Raw genomic sequence first — 16,207 nt, forward strand, 5'->3', positions numbered from 1 at the left:
CCGCGAGGATGTTCCATGACGCTAATCCTGCCCCAGAACGCGCTGTCCCAAAGCTACCGCGAGATCCTCATCGGTCTCGGTGAAAACCCGGATCGCGAAGGCCTGATCGACACCCCGGCGCGCGCGGCCAAAGCCATGCAGTACCTCTGCCATGGTTACGAACAAAGTGTCGACGAGATCGTCAACGGCGCGCTGTTCGCCTCTGACAACGATGAAATGGTCATCGTCGACAACATCGAGCTGTACTCGCTCTGCGAACATCACCTGCTGCCCTTCATCGGCAAGGCCCATGTGGCTTATATTCCAACCGGCAAGGTGCTGGGCCTGTCGAAAATTGCGCGGCTGGTGGACATGTTTGCCCGTCGCCTGCAAATCCAGGAAAACCTCACCCGGCAAATCGCCGATGCGGTGCAACAGGTGACCGGCGCGGCAGGCGTCGCGGTGGTCATCGAAGCCAAACACATGTGCATGATGATGCGCGGTGTCGAGAAACAGAATTCAACCATGAACACCTCGGTGATGCTCGGCGCCTTCCGCGAGTCGAGCAACACCCGTCAGGAGTTCTTGCAATTGATTGGACGGAGCACGTCGTAATGCCACAACTTCAACCAGGCATGGCACGCATCCGGGTCAAGGACCTGTGCCTGCGGACCTTCATCGGAATCAACGAGGATGAAATCCTCAACAAGCAGGATGTACTGATCAACCTGACCATCCTGTATGCGGCCCAGGAAGCGGTGCGCGATAACGACATCGATCACGCGCTGAACTACCGCACCATCACCAAGGCAATCATCGCCCATGTTGAAGGCAATCGCTTTGCGCTGCTGGAACGCCTGACCCAGGAAATCCTCGATCTGGTCATGGCCAACACGTCGGTGCTGTACGCCGAGGTTGAAGTCGATAAACCTCACGCCCTGCGATTCGCCGAATCGGTGTCGATTACCCTGGCGGCGAGCCGCTGACCGCGTCTGGCGCATTGGTCGTCAGACTTTTATCATCCGCGTCACGATTTGACCGCACAGAGCCCGCCATGAACGATCAACAACGCCTGGAACTTGAAGCCGCCGCCTTTCGCCGGCTGGTGGCCCATCTGGACAGCCGCAAGGATGTACAGAACATTGACCTGATGAACCTCTCCGGTTTCTGCCGCAACTGCCTGTCCAAGTGGTACAAGGCCGCGGCCGACGAACGCCAGATCGACGTCAGCCTCGATGACGCCCGCGAAGTGGTTTACGGCATGCCGTACGCCGAATGGAAAGCCCAATACCAGCAAGAAGCCAGCGCCGAACAACAAGCGGCGTTCGCCAAAGGAAAACCCAATGAGTGATTTGAACACCCTGCGCGCCAGCCTCAAGAGCGGCGAACACGTCTTTGCCGACACCCTGGCCTTCATCGCCGCCAATTACGACTATCAGCCCCAAGCCTTCAACAACGGTGGCGTAGAAAACGCCGCAGGTCAGAACGAAGGTTCGTGCAAGACCCTGGGTCTGGCGCTGCTGGAAGGTCTGAACGATGAAGAAGCGCTGCTGGCGTTTGGCGAGCATTACCGCTCGGTGGTGGCAACGCCTGAAGGCAGCGACCACGGCAATATCCGCGCGCTGATTGCCCATGGGTTGGCAGGCGTGAAGTTCACTCAGCAACCACTGACTCGCCGCTGATTTACGGCTGATACGAAACCTGTGGCGAGGGAGCTTGCTCCCGCTGGACTGCGTAGCGGTCCCTCTTTTTTTGGGGCCGCTGCGCGACCCAGCGGGAGCAAGCTCCCTCGCCACAGGCCGCGCTTCACCTGCCCATCTCCTGTTCGCACACATCCCGACTTTTAAGATTGACCCGGCGACTTTATTTCGTTTGCCGGGCACCGCTGCTCACGGCTTAGATAAAAAGAAGCATCCCTTCTTCAGAGTCGGTCATCCATGAGCAGCGAATCCATCAGCCGGTCGATCAACATCGTTCATCCTGTCACGCTCAGCCACGGCAAAAATGCCGAGGTCTGGGACACCGATGGCAAACGCTACATCGACTTCGTCGGTGGCATCGGCGTGCTGAACCTCGGCCATTGCCACCCGCGCATCGTCGACGCCATTCGCGAACAAGCCACCCGCCTGACCCACTACGCGTTCAACGCCGCCCCGCATGTGCCCTACCTCGAACTGATGGAACGCCTGACCGCGTTCATCCCGGTGAATTACCCGGTCAGCGGCATGCTCACCAACAGCGGCGCGGAAGCGGCGGAAAACGCCCTGAAGATCGTCCGTGGCGCCACCGGCCGCACCGCCGTGATCGCCTTCGACAGCGCCTTCCACGGCCGCACCCTCGCCACCCTCAACCTCAACGGCAAGGTCGCCCCCTACAAACAGAAAGTCGGCGTGCTTCCCGGCCCGGTGTTTCACTTGCCCTACCCGAGCAAGGACAACGGCGTGACCTGCGCCGAAGCGCTGAAGGCCATGGACCGACTGTTCAGCGTCGAGATCGACGTTGAAGACGTGGCGTGTTTTATTGTTGAACCGGTGCAGGGTGAAGCAGGCTTCCTGGCGATGGACGTCGAGTTCGCCCAAGCGCTGCGCACGTTCTGTGATGAAAAGAACATCCTGCTGATCGTCGATGAAATCCAGTCTGGCTTCGGCCGCACCGGCGAGCGCTTTGCGTTTTCGCGGCTGGGCATTGAGCCGGATTTGATCCTGCTGGGCAAAAGCATTGCCGGTGGCGTGCCGCTGGGTGCGGTGGTCGGGCGCAAGGCATTGCTCGACACGTTGCCCAAGGGCGGTCTGGGCGGGACTTACTCGGGCAATCCCATCGCCTGCGCCGCCGGGCTGGCGACACTGGACGAAATGACGGATGCCAACCTGCAAGCCTGGGGCGCGCAACAGGAAGAAGCGATCGTCAGCCGTTACCACGCCTGGCATGACAGCAAACTTTCACCTTACCTGGGGCGCTTGACCGGCGTTGGCGCGATGCGCGGCATTGAACTGGCCAATGCCGATGGCACACCGGCGCCGGCCCAGTTGACGCAACTGCTGGCGTTAGCCCGGGAGGCAGGCTTGCTGCTGATGCCCAGCGGCAAGTCGCGCCACATCATCCGCCTGCTGGCGCCGCTGACCACCGAAGCCTCGGTGCTGGAGGAAGGGCTGGACATCCTTGAGGCCTGCCTGAAAAAACTGGACTGAACCCAAAATCGAGGAAAAAAAAACCGGCCGAGGCCGGTTTTTTCATTTCAACGATCTCAGAACTTGGCGTTCTGCAGGTCGTCCAGGTAACGCTCGGTGTCCAGTGCCGCCATGCAGCCAGCGCCGGCCGAGGTAATGGCCTGACGGTAAACGTGGTCAGCCACGTCACCGGCGGCAAAGATACCTTCGACGCTGGTCGCCGTGGCGTTGCCTTCACGGCCGCCCTGCACTACCAGATAGCCGTCTTTCAACGTCAGCTGACCTTCGAACAACGAAGTGTTCGGGGTGTGGCCGATGGCGATGAACACGCCGTCGACTTTGAGCTCGTCGAAGCTGCCGTCGTTGTTCTTCAGGCGAGCACCGGTCACGCCCATGTTGTCGCCCAGGACTTCGTCCAGGTTCGAGTTCAGTTTCAGCTCGATCTTGCCTTCGGCAACCCGGGCATTCAGCTTGTCGATCAGGATCTTCTCGGCGCGGAAGGTTTCGCGACGGTGGATCAGGGTCACCTTGCTGGCGATGTTGGCCAGGTACAGGGCTTCTTCAACCGCGGTGTTGCCACCGCCAACCACAGCCACTGGCTTGTTGCGATAGAAGAAACCGTCGCAGGTCGCGCAGGCCGACACGCCTTTGCCCATGAACGCTTCTTCGGACGGCAGGCCCAAGTAACGAGCGCTGGCGCCGGTCGCGATGATCAGCGCGTCGCAGGTGTACTTCGCGCTGTCGCCGATCAGGGTGTACGGCTTGGAAGCAAAGTCCACGGCATTGATGTGATCGAAAACGATCTCGGTTTCAAAACGCTCGGCGTGCTCTTTCATGCGTTCCATCAACGCCGGGCCGGTCAGACCGTGGACGTCGCCCGGCCAGTTGTCGACTTCGGTGGTGGTGGTCAGTTGACCGCCGGCTTGCATGCCGGTGATCAACAACGGCTTGAGGTTGGCACGGGCGGCATAGACCGCAGCGCTGTAACCGGCAGGGCCGGAACCGAGAATAATCACTCGCGAATGACGGACTTCAGACATGACCTGCTCCTGTTGACCGGCCCTGGACACCGGGCGCGGAACGCCGGGTTGCCGGCGGGAATAAAAAAGGACCGTGGTTGACCTTGGGGAAGGCTTGAGTACGACAGTCCTGCAAAAAGATTGGGTGCAGCGTATCGAGGGGGCGAAGATTAAGGAAATACGGATTAACAATCCAGCTCATAGGTGGTCTCTATCCCACTGCGGCGACTATATAGGCGTCTTTGTTACAGTGAATGTCGATACCGCTGCCGCGCTTTCGCCCTTTCGGCAAAGCCGGTAAGGTCGGCGCGTTTCCCTCTGCCCGGAGCACGTTATGCCCGCACCCGTCCTGTCTGGACCGCAATACTTGCGCGAAGGCCTCAAGTTGGTCCTCAGCCCCAGCCTGCGTTTATTCGTGTTGTTGCCGCTGGCCATCAACCTGGTGCTGTTCGTCGGATTGATTTACCTGGCCGGCCATCAATTTAGTCTGTGGGTCGATACGCTGATGCCCACCCTCCCCGACTGGCTGAGTTTTCTCAGTTACATTCTCTGGCCGATTTTTGTGGTGCTGGTGGTGCTGATGGTGTTTTTCACCTTCACCATGCTCGCCAACGTCATCGCCGCCCCCTTCAACGGCTTCCTCGCGGAGAAAGTCGAAGTGGTGGTACGCGGCACCGACGATTTCCCGTCCTTCAGCTGGGGCGAACTGATCGCCATGATCCCGCGCACCCTGTCCCGGGAGATGCGCAAACTCGGCTACTTCCTGCCCCGGGCGCTCGGGCTGTTCATTCTCTCCTTCATCCCCGTGGTGAACATCATCGCCGCGCCGCTGTGGCTGCTGTTCGGGGTGTGGATGATGGCGATCCAATACATCGACTACCCCGCGGATAACCACAAGCTGGGCTGGAACGAAATGCTCGCCTGGTTGCGGCAGAAGCGCTGGCAGAGCATGAGCTTTGGCGGGATCGTCTATCTGGTGCTGCTGATTCCGGTGGTCAACATTTTGATGATGCCGGCGGCTGTGGCGGGGGCAACATTGTTTTGGGTGAGGGAGCGTGGAGCTGACACGCTGGAACGAAGCACCGCCTGAACATCCGTATCTCTTGGTGAATATTTATAACCGGCTATTGCTGACAGTAGCCAATATCAGGAATGACGTATCCAATAAATCATGAGGTCCACCTGCATGAGAATTCTCATGCATCAAGGAAGAGACGTGACCTCAATTTATGGAGATTTTATTCAATGCCATTACCCGCTCCCCCCCTCGCCTCTGCCGCAACGACAATCCACACGACCGGAAATACTCCCGGCGAGCGCTTTGCCTGGGCCGGCCTGAGTCCGGCAGTACGCTATGCACAGCCTGTTGCCGGGGTCGCCTGCACCCTCAACGAAAGCACGCGTATTCTCATCGACGATGAGCGCATCCGCCCGTTGGCGACACGATTGGCATTCGGGCTCGCCGTTGCCGCCGGTCTCAGCAAACCACCCGCCGTAATGCTCGCCTCAGGCAGTCCGCCGCAGAGTCGGGGGGATGTCGTGTTGAATATGTCTGCGCCTGATACGGCGCAAGTCCCGATACCCGCCAAAGGCCTGAACGAGGCCTACCGCATCGATATTACCGACGCCATTCGCGTCACCGCAAAAAACCCGGAAGCCATGGCCCGGGCATTGACGACCTTGCATAAAGCAGCACTGGTTTGCGCCACACTTGCCCCAGGAGTGGTCATTGACGCTCCTGCTTATGCCGAGCGCTCCGTTCTGCTTGATGTCGGGCGCAAGTATTACAGCCCTGAATGGATCAAAAACCTGCTGCGCGAGATGGCGTGGAACCAGCTCAACACGCTGTATCTTCACCTCACCGACAATGAGGGTGTTCGGATCGTGTTTCCTTCTCATCCAGACCTATCCAGTGCGGATGCCTGGAGCGTAGAGGAACTCAAAGAGATACTCGACACCGCTGCCTCGTACCACATCAACGTCATTCCCGGGATTGAATCGCCTGGGCATATGAATTTCATACTGCGCAACAAGCCCGAATTTCAACTGCACCTGAGCGATGGCACCGTTGTGCCCAAAGCGCTGGATTTCAGCCTTCCGGCCGCACGCCGCTTTGTCAAAGAGCTCCTCAAGGATGTGTTCCACATGTTTCCAGACTGCACCCATGTCAATCTGGAAGCCGACGAGTATTTCCTCGCTCCGATCACCCCCTACAACACGCCAAAACTGGCTGAATACGCACGGCAGGCTTCGGGAAAACCAGGCGCCAACTCGCGCGATGGCGTCCGACAATTCGTCAATGAGCTGGCGGGTTTCGTGCGCGAGAATGGCAAGACTGCACGCATATGGAACGATGCCGTCGTTCAAGACAATCAAGTGATCCAGGTCGATACCGCCGTTGAAATACTTTGCTGGAGTATCTGGGGCAGCGTTCGCAGTGAGAAAAACGTACAAGCGCTGATCGATGCCGGGTACACCGTGCTCAATGCCCACGGCGACTTCTACTTTGTCATCCGATCCGACTGGAGCAATCTGGTGGATCGCAAGCATTCGCCTTATGGACTTTACGATTTCTGGCGCCCCAACCATTTCATGGACAAGGCCGGTCAAAGCGTGACGATCATCGATTCAGTCCACCCTGCGATGAAAGGGGGAGGCATACAAATATGGGCCGATGAACCCGATTACCTGTCAGCTGAGAAAATCTGGTCGCATCTGATTCTATGGATGCAACCCATCGGGCAACGTTCATGGGGATCACCGCACGCGGCCAACACCATGAAGGAGGTGCAACCGATTACCCGTTCGGTTGCCTTCGCGCCACCGGAACGTTGATGACTGGCCGTATCTGCCGCCCCTAAGGGCCTCCGCGTCATAAATCCATCATCGAAACGCAACAATGACGACATGGCCTCAGCCGACACTGAGGTCATGACGACAGCTCTGCATATCACTCTGATCACCGAAACCTTCCCACCGGAAATCAACGGCGTGGCCAATACCCTTGGCCGCTTGTGCGACGGTTTGCGCGCGCGCGGGCACCAGGTGGAATTGGTCCGGCCACGCCAACTGTGTGATCAGCAGATAAGCGGTGACGATGATTTGCTGTTGTGTCGTGGCTGGCCGCTGCCGGGCTATCCCGGCCTGCAATGGGGCCAGTCGTCGATGCACAAGTTGCTCAGGCGCTGGACCCGGCATCGACCGGACGTGCTGTACATCGCAACCGAAGGGCCACTGGGCTTGTCTGCGTTACGCGCGGCACGGCGCCTGGGAATTTCGGTGGTCAGCGGTTTTCACACCAACTTTCAGCAGTACTCGAGCCAATACGGGCTGGGATTGCTGACGCGAATGCTCACTCACTACCTGCGCTGGTTCCACAACCGGTCGACTCTGACCCTGGTGCCGAGCCCCAGCCAGCGGATGGAGCTTGAGCGTCGCAGCTTCGAACGCCTGGCCTTGCTCTCCCGGGGGGTCGACAGCCAATTGTTTCATCCGAGCAAAAGGCTGGCATCGCTGCGCGAACAGTGGGGACTGACCGAGAACGACATCGCGATCATTCATGTCGGGCGCTTGGCCCCGGAGAAAAACCTCGGATTGCTCAAGCGCAGTTTCGACGCACTGAAGGCCACTTATCCACAGCGCAACCTGCGTTTGATCGTGATCGGTGACGGCCCGCAACGAGCGGTGCTGGAGCAGGAACTGCCCGAGGCGGTTTTCTGCGGTTCACAACGTGGCGAAGCGTTGGCCAGTCACTACGCATCCGGTGATGTGTTCCTGTTTCCGAGCATGACCGAAACCTTCGGCAACGTGGTGCTTGAGGCATTGGCCTCGGGGTTGGGTGTGGTGGCTTACGATCAGGCGGCCGCCGCTCAACATATCCGACATGGCTATAACGGCGTGCTGGCGATGCCGGGGGATGAAGAGGCGTTTTGCGACGCGGCAGCGTGGCTGCTGGAAGAGCGCGAGACATTGCGCTGCGTGCGCTTGAATGCCCGTCAGCATGCTAGCCGGCAGGGTTGGGCGGCGATTATCGAGCAGTTCGAGGGGCAGTTGCGGGGGGCTTGTGTGGGGGAAGTGGTGGTTCCTGGGGCACAGACCTTATCCTGACTGCATGGTGACATTGAATCCGTCTTCGCGAGCAAGCCCGCTCCCACATTAGACCGCGTTTTTTCGCAGAAACGCGATCAAATGTGGGAGCGGGCTTGCTCGCGAAGAAGACCTTGCAGACAATTTAAACCAAGGTCATCAACGCCTCACGGCTGAACGGCAGGATGTCTTCCTCACGCCCGTCGCGCACTTTCTGCGCCCAGTCCGGATCCACCAGCAGCGCACGCCCTACCGCCACCAGGTCGAACTCGTCATTGTTCAGGCGCTCCAGCAGTTTTTCCAGGCTGGCTGGCTGCGCGATCTTGTCAGTGTTGACCATGAACTGCAGGAACTCGCCATCCAGACCCACACTGCCCACGGTGATGGTCGGCTTACCGGTGAGCTTGCGAGTCCAACCGGCCAGGTTCAGTTCGGAGCCATCGAATTCCGGCTCCCAGAAACGGCGCGTCGAGCAGTGGAAAATATCCACGCCGGCGTCGGACAACGGCTTGAGGAACTCGCCCAGCGCTTCCGGCGTTTGCACCAGACGCGCGGTGTAATCCTGCTGTTTCCACTGCGAGAAACGGAAGATGATCGGGAAGCCTTCGCCGACCGCGGCACGCACGGCCTGGATCAACTCAATGGCAAAACGCGAACGGCCAGCCAGGTCGCCACCGTATTCGTCGGTGCGCTGGTTGCTGCCTTCCCAGAAGAACTGATCGACCAGATAACCGTGGGCACCGTGGATTTCAACGCCGTCCATGCCAATGCTCTGGGCATCCTTGGCGGCCTGGGCGAACGCGGCGATCACGTCCTGGATGTCTTGTTTAGTCATGCCGTGAACCACGACCTGACCGTCCTTCAATTTTTCCGACGGGCCGTAACCCGGGACGCTCGCATCCGGTTCGGTGCCGATACGGCGCACGCTGCCGACATGCCACAGCTGTGGAACGATCTTGCCGCCCTCAGCGTGAACCGCATCGACGACTTTCTTCCAGCCGGCCAGTGCGGCTTCACCGTAGAAATGCGGCACGTTCGGGTAGCCGTTCGACGCCTTGTGACCGATGGTGGTGCCTTCGGTGATGATCAAGCCCACGCCTGCGGCGGCGCGACGACGGTAGTACTCGATCACTTTGGAATTAGGCACGCCACCCGGCGAAAACGAGCGGGTCATCGGCGCCATGACGACGCGGGTCGGCAGTTCGAGGGTGCCGAGGTGGAACGGTTTAAACAGGGCTTTAACGGGCATGAGGCACTCCACGAAAACGATATCGACGGGATGGAATTTTATGACGGCGATAATATGCGCAGTTCAAAGCGCTGCCCAGCACTATTGATCTGGGTGATTAAGGGTCAAAAGGCAGGCATAAAAAATCGCAGCCCGAGGGCTGCGATTTTTTGGGGTTCAGCTCAGCGCTTTTTCAATCGCATGCACGATCGTTGGATCATCCGGCGCCGTACGCGGGGAAAACCGCGCCAGCACACGACCGTCCTTGCCCAGCAGGAACTTTTCGAAGTTCCAGGTAATGTCACCCGGGAATTCCGCGCCCTCGCCCGCCAGCAGGCGGTAGAGCTGATGACGCTCATGTCCGTTGACTTCCAGCTTGCTGGACAACGGAAAGGTCACGCCATAGTTGAGGCTGCAAAACTCCTGGATTTCCTGCTCGGAACCCGGCTCCTGCCCGGCAAACTGATTGCAAGGCAAGCCGAGTACGCTGAAACCCTTACCTTTGAATTGCTGGTAGAGGTTTTCCAGCGCCGCGTACTGTGGGGTCAAGCCACATTTGGAGGCGACGTTGACCACCAGCACGACTTGCCCTTTGAATGGCGCCAGCGGTAGCTCCTGTCCATCCAGGGCTGTCAACTTAAGCTCGTGAAAAGCACTCATGACGAACTCCAAATTCCCGTGTTCTTCTCGAAACAGCCACTTGGCGGTGCCCCCAAGGACAGCCGCCGACTAAAAAGGCGCCCTCGGGCGCCTCTCCAGTTCTCTGAGCTTAGCGCAGAAAATCAGTGGTGATGGCCACCTTCGCCATGGACGTGACCATGAGCGATTTCTTCCTGGCTGGCGTCACGGATGTCGATGATCTTGACCTGGAAATTCAGGCGCTGGCCGGCCAACGGGTGGTTGCCGTCGACGGTGACTTCGTCGCCGTCCAGATCGCGAATGGTGACGATCTGCATTTGGCCATCCGGAGCGGAAGCGTGGAACTGCATGCCCACTTCCAGTTCGTCGACGCCTTCGAACATGCTGCGGCTCAGGGTGCTGACCAGTTCGGCAGCGTACTCGCCGTAGGCATCTTCAGGTTCAACGGCTACGGTCAGCTCGTCGCCGACAGCTTTGCCTTCCAGAGCCTTTTCCAGGCCCGGGATGATGTTACCTGCGCCTTGCAGGTAGACCAGCGGCGCGCCACCGGCGGAGCTGTCGATGACCTCACCAGCGTCGTTGGTCAGGGTATAGTCGATGGAGACAGCCTTATTGGCGGCGATCAGCATGGGGCGAGACCTTTTGCATAAGAATGAAGAAAGGCCAAGTTTAGCGAAGCCATCGCCCGAAAGCGAACACAACCCGGACGGAAGGTTGGCGACGCCAGGCGCAACGGTCACAGGCTTCCATCAGGATGAGGACGGTCATTGGGTGGCCGAGCTTTCCTGTGGCCACAGCCAGCACCTGCGCCACCAGCCACCGTGGCAATCGCGTGCCTGGGTCCTGGACCCTGCGCAACGTATTGAAAAAATAGGCCAGCCCTTTGACTGCGGTTGGTGCGCACAAGGCCCGGTTAGCGATAACCTTGGCGACTGAATTTCGGTAGATCGTCAGGTATAAACGATCGCCTTTGCCATGCTCCCTTAGAGAATCCGCATGCAAACTTTTTTTATCGCACCCACCGATTTTGGTGTGGGTCTGACCTCCATCAGCCTCGGGCTGGTGCGCACGCTTGAGCGCGCTGGCCTCAAAGTCGGCTTTTTCAAACCGATTGCCCAGCCCCATCCGGGTGACACCGGCCCGGAACGTTCCACCGAACTGGTGGCCCGCACCCACGGCTTGCGGCCGCCGCAGCCACTGGGCCTGGCGCACGTCGAGCGCATGCTCGGCGATGGTCAGCTGGATGAACTGCTCGAAGAAATCATCACCCTTTATCAGCAAGCCGCTGTCGGCAAGGACGTGCTGGTCGTCGAAGGCATGGTCCCGACCCGCAGCGCCAGCTACGCAGCACGGGTCAACCTGCATTTGGCCAAGAGCCTGGATGCCGATGTGATTCTGGTCTCGGCGCCGGAAAGCGAAGCCCTGTCAGAACTCTCTGGCCGCGTGGAATTGCAGGCGCAACTGTTCGGCGGGCCGAAAGACCCGAAAGTCCTCGGTGTGATCCTCAATAAGGTCAAGACCGACGAAAGCATGGACGTCTACGCCTCGCGCTTGAAGGAGCACTCGCCGTTGCTGCGCAGCGGAGATTTCCGTTTGCTGGGCTGCATCCCGTTCCGGCCGGAATTGAATGCCCCGCGCACCCGTGACGTCGCCGACCTGATGGGCGCACAAATCCTCAATGCCGGCGATTACGAAACACGGCGCATGACCAACATCATCATCTGCGCCCGCACCATGCGCAACACCGTGGAGCTGCTCAAGCCCGGCGTGCTGGTGGTGACACCCGGTGATCGCGACGACATCATCCTCGCCGTCAGCCTCGCGGCCATGAACGGCGTGCCGCTGGCCGGCCTGCTGCTGACCAGCGACACCCTGCCCGACCCGCGCATCATGGACTTGTGCCGTGGCGCGTTGCAGGCGGGTTTGCCGGTGTTGTCGGTGAGCACGGGCTCCTACGACACCGCCAACCAATTGAACGGCTTGAACAAGGAAATCCCCATCGACGACCGCGAGCGTGCGGAGATCATCACCGACTTCGTCGCCAGCCACCTCGATGCCAACTGGCTGCACCAGCGCTGCGGCACCCCGCGTGAGATGCGCCTGTCGCCCGCTGTGTTCCGCTACCAATTGATCCAACGCGCCCAGGCGGCGAACAAACGTATCGTGCTGCCAGAAGGCAGTGAGCCGTTGACCGTGCAAGCCGCGGCGATCTGCCAGGCTCGTGGCATTGCCCGTTGCGTGTTGCTGGCGAAGCCGGCGGACGTCGAAGCCGTGGCTCGCGCTCAAGGCATCGAGCTGCCGCCGGGGCTGGAGATCCTCGACCCGGATCTGATCCGCGAACGCTACGTCGAGCCGATGGTTGCGCTGCGCAAAAGTAAAAGTCTCAACGCGCCGATGGCCGAGCAGCAACTGGAAGACACCGTGGTGATCGGCACCATGATGCTGGCGCTGGATGAAGTCGATGGCCTCGTCTCCGGCGTCATCCACTCCACCGCCAACACCATCCGCCCTGCCCTGCAGCTGATTAAAACGGCACCGGGCTGCACCTTGGTGTCGTCGGTGTTCTTCATGCTGTTTCCGGAAGAAGTGCTGGTCTACGGCGATTGCGTGATGAACCCGCACCCGAGCGCCAGCGAACTGGCCGAGATCGCCCTGCAAAGCGCCGACTCGGCGGCCGCGTTCGGCATCACGCCACGCGTGGCGATGATCAGCTATTCCAGCGGTGAGTCCGCCAGCGGCGAAGAGGTCGAGAAAGTTCGCGAAGCGACATTGCTCGCCCACGAACAGCAAAACTCGCTGCTGATCGATGGTCCGTTGCAATACGACGCCGCGGCCAACGAAACGGTGGCCAAGCAACTGGCGCCGAATAGCCAGGTCGCCGGTCGCGCCACGGTGTTCGTGTTCCCCGACCTGAATACCGGCAACACCACCCACAAAGCCGTGCAACGCAGCGCCGACTGCGTGAGTCTCGGACCGATGCTGCAAGGCCTGCGCAAACCGGTGAACGACCTGCCGCGCGGCGCGCAAGTCGATGACATCGTCTACACCATCGCGTTGACCGCGATTCAGGCTGCCAACCGACCTATGGATGTTTAAATGCTGGATTCCCTGCCTGCCGCCGTGCGCGGTGTGATTGCTTCGTTGTTGCTGGCCCTCAATACCCTTCTGCTGTGCTCGTTTCTGTTCTTCGTGGCGATTTTCAAGGTGCTCCCGTTCGCCATCACCCAACGCTTCACACGCTGGCTGATGAGCCACACCCATGAAGCCTGGATCAGCAACAACAAAGCGTGGATGAACCTGGTCTGCCGTACCCGCTGGCACCTCAGCGGCCTGGAAGGCCTGGACTATCAGCACTCGTACCTGATCACCAGCAACCACCAGAGCTGGGTCGACATCATGGTGCTGCAATACGTACTCAACCGCCGCATCCAGCCGCTGAAGTTTTTTCTGAAACAGGAGCTGATCTGGGTGCCGGTGATTGGTCTGGCCTGGTGGACGCTGGGCTTTCCGTTCATGAAGCGCTATTCCAAGGCGTATCTGGAAAAGCACCCGGAGAAGAAAGGCAAAGACCTGGAAACCACGCGCAAGACCTGCGCGAAGTTTCGCAACAGCCCGGTGGGGATTTTCAACTTCGTTGAGGGCACTCGCTTCACCGAAGGTAAACACGCGCAGCAGAAATCACCGTTCAAGTATTTGCTCAAACCCAAGGCCGGTGGCATTGCGTTTGTGCTGGATGCGATGGGCGAGCAGCTGGAATCCATCGTCAACGTGACGATTCACTATCCGGGCGGGCGTCCGGGGTATTGGGATTTGCTCTGCGGGAATGTGAACGACGTGGTCGTGCATTTTCAGGAGCTGAAGATTCCGCCGCAGTTTATCGGCAAGAACTACGACCAGGATGGCGAGTATCGGTTGCAGTTTCAGGGGTGGATCAATCAGTTGTGGCTGGATAAGGATGCGTTGCTGGGGCAGATGCATCGGGAGTATCCCGCCAAGGTTTGAGTCGCCTGTACCGGCCTATTCGCGAGCAAGCCCGCTCCCACATTAGATCTTCAGTGAACACAGGTTTCGCGAACGCCAGAGATTGAATGTGGGAGCGGGCTTGCTCGCGAAGGCGTCCTCCCAGACACAAAAAAACCCGCCGATGATCACTCATCGGCGGGTTTTTTATTGGCGGCTAATGCTTAGATCGCGCCGCGGCTACGCAGCAGATCCAGCACTTGCTTGACGCTTTCTTCCAGCGACAGCGACTGGGTGTCGACCACAAGGTCAGCATCCAACGGCACATCGAACGGGAAGGAATCGCCCGGGATGTTATCCCCGGCCGCCGCATACAGACCTTGCGGGTCACGCTCGGCACAGACCGCCGGCGAGGCCTGGACGTAAACGGTCAGCAAACGCTCTTTGCCGATCAGTTCCCTGGCCTGCTCACGACCTTCAGCACTCGGCGCAACAAACGCTGCCAGCGTCAGCAAACCGGCTTCGTTGAACTGACGCGCAACGTGTGCCGCACGACGCCAGTTCTCGGTACGTCCGGCGCGATCCTGTGGCAGACCTTTGTTCAGGTCGTGACGCAGGTTCTGGCCATCAAGCACAAACACTGCGCGGCCCATGTCGAACAGCTTGCGTTCAACCGCGTAGGCCAAGGTGCTTTTGCCTGCGCCCGACAGGCCGCTGAATAACACGGTGGCCGGTTGCTGGCCGAAGCGCTGGGCGCGTTCTTCGGTGGCGACGTGAGCGAGTTTGCCATGATGCGTAGCGCTGCCATGGGCCACTGGCTGAGCGATGATCATGCCGGCCGCGACGGTGCCATTGGTCAAACGGTCAATGACGATGAACGAACCGGTGGTGCGGTTGCTCGCGTAACCGTCCAGCGCGATGGCCGCGTCGAGGCTGATCTTGACCCGACCGATCTCGTTCAACTGCAAGGCGCTGGCCGGGCCTTCTTCCAGCGTGTTGACGTCAACGCGGTTGACGATGCTGGTGATCGAACCCGGCACATACGAGGTCGCGCGCTTGATGTCGTATTTCTTGCCCGGCAGCATCGGCTCTTCGGCCATCCACACCAGCATGGCGTCGAAGGCGTCGGTCACTTGCGGCAGGTTGTCGGCGTGTACCAGCAAATCGCCGCGGGAGATGTCGATCTCGTCTTCCATGGTCAGCGTCACAGCCTGACCCGGACCTGCGTGCTCCAGTTCACCTTCGAAGGTGACGATGGATTTCACGCGGCTGCTCTTGCCCGACGGCAGCACAACGACTTCGTCGCCCTTGTGCACAATGCCGCTGGCCAGGGTGCCGGCAAAACCACGGAAGTTCAGGTTCGGACGGTTGACGTACTGCACCGGGAAACGCAGGTCGGTGTAGTTGCGGTCGCTGGCGATTTCGACGGTTTCCAGAATTTCCATCAGCGACTGGCCGGTGTACCACGGCGAGCGCTCGGACTTGTTCACCACGTTGTCGCCTTTCAACGCCGACATCGGCACGAAGGCCATGGTGGTCGGCTTGAACGCGATGCCTTCGGCGAACTTCAGGTAATCGGCCTTGATCGACTCAAACACGCTTTGGTCAAATCCATTGATGTCCATCTTGTTGACGGCCACCACGATGTGTTTGATGCCCAGCAACGAGGCGATGAAGCTATGGCGACGGGTCTGAGTCTGCACGCCGTAACGGGCGTCGATCAGGATGATCGCCAGGTCACAGGTAGAAGCACCGGTGGCCATGTTGCGGGTGTACTGCTCATGGCCGGGGGTGTCGGCAATGATGAATTTGCGCTTGGCGGTGGAGAAATAGCGGTAAGCGACATCGATGGTGATGCCCTGCTCACGCTCGGCCTGCAAGCCGTCGACCAGCAATGCCAGGTCGATGTCATCGCCGGTGGTGCCGACTTTTTTCGAGTCGCGGGTAATGGCTTCCAGGTGATCTTCGTAGATCATCTTGGAGTCGTGCAGCAGGCGCCCGATCAGGGTGCTCTTGCCGTCGTCGACGTTGCCACAGGTCAGAAAGCGCAGCATTTCCTTGCGTTCGTGCTGGCCCAGGTAGGCGAGGATGTCCTCGCTGATCAAATCAGATACGTGCGACATGACAAC

At 59.5% G+C, this 16,207-nt stretch carries 16 protein-coding genes; 11 read left to right on the forward strand and 5 right to left on the reverse strand.

Annotated features, from left to right (window positions below; translation table 11 throughout):
* Positions 1-15: 15 nt before the first annotated feature.
* From folE to EAH78_RS06335, 5 genes are all read left to right on the forward strand, one after another.
* Positions 16-594, forward strand: coding sequence for a GTP cyclohydrolase I FolE (folE, locus tag EAH78_RS06315; protein WP_140666725.1), 579 nt, complete (start codon positions 16-18; stop codon positions 592-594).
* Complete coding sequence (folX, locus tag EAH78_RS06320; RefSeq protein WP_008000591.1) at positions 594-965, forward strand: dihydroneopterin triphosphate 2'-epimerase; 372 nt, start codon at positions 594-596, stop codon at positions 963-965. The genes folE and folX overlap by 1 nt, the downstream gene beginning before the upstream one ends.
* Positions 966-1,033: 68 nt before the next feature.
* Positions 1,034-1,330: a DUF1244 domain-containing protein gene (locus EAH78_RS06325; protein WP_140666726.1), complete on the forward strand. Its 297-nt coding sequence runs from the start codon at positions 1,034-1,036 to the stop codon at positions 1,328-1,330.
* Positions 1,323-1,661, forward strand: a complete 339-nt coding sequence (locus EAH78_RS06330; protein ID WP_140666728.1) for a HopJ type III effector protein — start codon at positions 1,323-1,325, stop codon at positions 1,659-1,661. The genes EAH78_RS06325 and EAH78_RS06330 overlap by 8 nt, the downstream gene beginning before the upstream one ends.
* 255 nt (positions 1,662-1,916) lie before the next feature.
* Complete coding sequence (locus tag EAH78_RS06335) at positions 1,917-3,167, forward strand: 2-aminoadipate transaminase (protein WP_140666730.1); 1,251 nt, start codon at positions 1,917-1,919, stop codon at positions 3,165-3,167.
* A gap of 56 nt (positions 3,168-3,223) precedes the next feature.
* Here the strand turns inward: EAH78_RS06335 and trxB are convergent, their stop codons facing one another.
* Positions 3,224-4,186 (reverse strand): thioredoxin-disulfide reductase, encoded by a 963-nt coding sequence (trxB, locus tag EAH78_RS06340; protein ID WP_140666732.1) that lies wholly within the window; start codon positions 4,184-4,186, stop codon positions 3,224-3,226.
* A 313-nt stretch (positions 4,187-4,499) separates the two neighbouring features.
* Here trxB and cysZ point away from each other — a divergent pair, with 313 nt between their 5' ends.
* From cysZ to EAH78_RS06360, 3 genes are all read left to right on the forward strand, one after another.
* Positions 4,500-5,255 (forward strand): sulfate transporter CysZ, encoded by a 756-nt coding sequence (cysZ, locus tag EAH78_RS06350; protein ID WP_140666734.1) that lies wholly within the window; start codon positions 4,500-4,502, stop codon positions 5,253-5,255.
* A gap of 155 nt (positions 5,256-5,410) precedes the next feature.
* Positions 5,411-7,000, forward strand: a complete 1,590-nt coding sequence (locus EAH78_RS06355) for a beta-N-acetylhexosaminidase (protein WP_140666736.1) — start codon at positions 5,411-5,413, stop codon at positions 6,998-7,000.
* A gap of 72 nt (positions 7,001-7,072) precedes the next feature.
* The gene (locus tag EAH78_RS06360) at positions 7,073-8,272 is read left to right on the forward strand and encodes a glycosyltransferase family 4 protein (protein ID WP_140666738.1); all 1,200 of its coding nucleotides are present in this window, start codon (positions 7,073-7,075) and stop codon (positions 8,270-8,272) included.
* A gap of 124 nt (positions 8,273-8,396) precedes the next feature.
* Here the strand turns inward: EAH78_RS06360 and EAH78_RS06365 are convergent, their stop codons facing one another.
* From EAH78_RS06365 to EAH78_RS06375, 3 genes are all read right to left on the reverse strand, one after another.
* The gene (locus EAH78_RS06365; protein WP_140666740.1) at positions 8,397-9,500 is read right to left on the reverse strand and encodes an NADH:flavin oxidoreductase; all 1,104 of its coding nucleotides are present in this window, start codon (positions 9,498-9,500) and stop codon (positions 8,397-8,399) included.
* A 156-nt stretch (positions 9,501-9,656) separates the two neighbouring features.
* A complete protein-coding gene (locus EAH78_RS06370) occupies positions 9,657-10,139 on the reverse strand; it encodes a glutathione peroxidase (RefSeq protein WP_140666742.1) in 483 nt (160 codons plus the stop codon).
* A gap of 122 nt (positions 10,140-10,261) precedes the next feature.
* The gene (locus EAH78_RS06375) at positions 10,262-10,747 is read right to left on the reverse strand and encodes an FKBP-type peptidyl-prolyl cis-trans isomerase (RefSeq protein ID WP_140666744.1); all 486 of its coding nucleotides are present in this window, start codon (positions 10,745-10,747) and stop codon (positions 10,262-10,264) included.
* Between EAH78_RS06375 and EAH78_RS06380 the strand changes: the two genes are divergently transcribed.
* From EAH78_RS06380 to EAH78_RS06390, 3 genes are read left to right on the forward strand one after another with little or no spacing between them, the layout of a single operon-like run.
* Positions 10,716-11,054 (forward strand): DUF3565 domain-containing protein, encoded by a 339-nt coding sequence (locus EAH78_RS06380; RefSeq protein WP_140666746.1) that lies wholly within the window; start codon positions 10,716-10,718, stop codon positions 11,052-11,054. The two genes, EAH78_RS06375 and EAH78_RS06380, sit on opposite strands and share 32 nt — an antisense overlap.
* A 60-nt stretch (positions 11,055-11,114) precedes the next feature.
* The gene (gene pta / locus EAH78_RS06385) at positions 11,115-13,214 is read left to right on the forward strand and encodes a phosphate acetyltransferase (protein WP_140666748.1); all 2,100 of its coding nucleotides are present in this window, start codon (positions 11,115-11,117) and stop codon (positions 13,212-13,214) included.
* Positions 13,215-14,120 (forward strand): acyltransferase, encoded by a 906-nt coding sequence (locus tag EAH78_RS06390; RefSeq protein ID WP_140666750.1) that lies wholly within the window; start codon positions 13,215-13,217, stop codon positions 14,118-14,120.
* A gap of 182 nt (positions 14,121-14,302) precedes the next feature.
* Here the strand turns inward: EAH78_RS06390 and cysN are convergent, their stop codons facing one another.
* Positions 14,303-16,201 carry a sulfate adenylyltransferase subunit CysN gene (gene cysN / locus EAH78_RS06395; RefSeq protein WP_140666752.1) on the reverse strand — a complete coding sequence of 633 codons (1,899 nt, stop codon included), beginning with the start codon at positions 16,199-16,201 and terminating at the stop codon, positions 14,303-14,305.
* Positions 16,202-16,207: the final 6 nt, after the last annotated feature.

The organism is Pseudomonas arsenicoxydans (assembly GCF_006438915.1).
In the GTDB taxonomy this organism is placed as follows: Bacteria; Pseudomonadota; Gammaproteobacteria; order Pseudomonadales; family Pseudomonadaceae; genus Aquipseudomonas; species Aquipseudomonas arsenicoxydans_A.

Coding starts and splice junctions, on each gene's coding strand:
- folE (WP_140666725.1), top strand. CDS start 16: ATGACGCTAATCCTGCCCCAGAACGCGCTGTCCCAAAGCTACCGCGAG.
- folX (WP_008000591.1), top strand. CDS start 594: ATGCCACAACTTCAACCAGGCATGGCACGCATCCGGGTCAAGGACCTG.
- EAH78_RS06325 (WP_140666726.1), top strand. CDS start 1,034: ATGAACGATCAACAACGCCTGGAACTTGAAGCCGCCGCCTTTCGCCGG.
- EAH78_RS06330 (WP_140666728.1), top strand. CDS start 1,323: ATGAGTGATTTGAACACCCTGCGCGCCAGCCTCAAGAGCGGCGAACAC.
- EAH78_RS06335 (WP_140666730.1), top strand. CDS start 1,917: ATGAGCAGCGAATCCATCAGCCGGTCGATCAACATCGTTCATCCTGTC.
- trxB (WP_140666732.1), bottom strand. CDS start 4,186: ATGTCTGAAGTCCGTCATTCGCGAGTGATTATTCTCGGTTCCGGCCCT.
- cysZ (WP_140666734.1), top strand. CDS start 4,500: ATGCCCGCACCCGTCCTGTCTGGACCGCAATACTTGCGCGAAGGCCTC.
- EAH78_RS06355 (WP_140666736.1), top strand. CDS start 5,411: ATGCCATTACCCGCTCCCCCCCTCGCCTCTGCCGCAACGACAATCCAC.
- EAH78_RS06360 (WP_140666738.1), top strand. CDS start 7,073: ATGGCCTCAGCCGACACTGAGGTCATGACGACAGCTCTGCATATCACT.
- EAH78_RS06365 (WP_140666740.1), bottom strand. CDS start 9,500: ATGCCCGTTAAAGCCCTGTTTAAACCGTTCCACCTCGGCACCCTCGAA.
- EAH78_RS06370 (WP_140666742.1), bottom strand. CDS start 10,139: ATGAGTGCTTTTCACGAGCTTAAGTTGACAGCCCTGGATGGACAGGAG.
- EAH78_RS06380 (WP_140666746.1), top strand. CDS start 10,716: ATGGAGACAGCCTTATTGGCGGCGATCAGCATGGGGCGAGACCTTTTG.
- EAH78_RS06375 (WP_140666744.1), bottom strand. CDS start 10,747: ATGCTGATCGCCGCCAATAAGGCTGTCTCCATCGACTATACCCTGACC.
- pta (WP_140666748.1), top strand. CDS start 11,115: ATGCAAACTTTTTTTATCGCACCCACCGATTTTGGTGTGGGTCTGACC.
- EAH78_RS06390 (WP_140666750.1), top strand. CDS start 13,215: ATGCTGGATTCCCTGCCTGCCGCCGTGCGCGGTGTGATTGCTTCGTTG.
- cysN (WP_140666752.1), bottom strand. CDS start 16,201: ATGTCGCACGTATCTGATTTGATCAGCGAGGACATCCTCGCCTACCTG.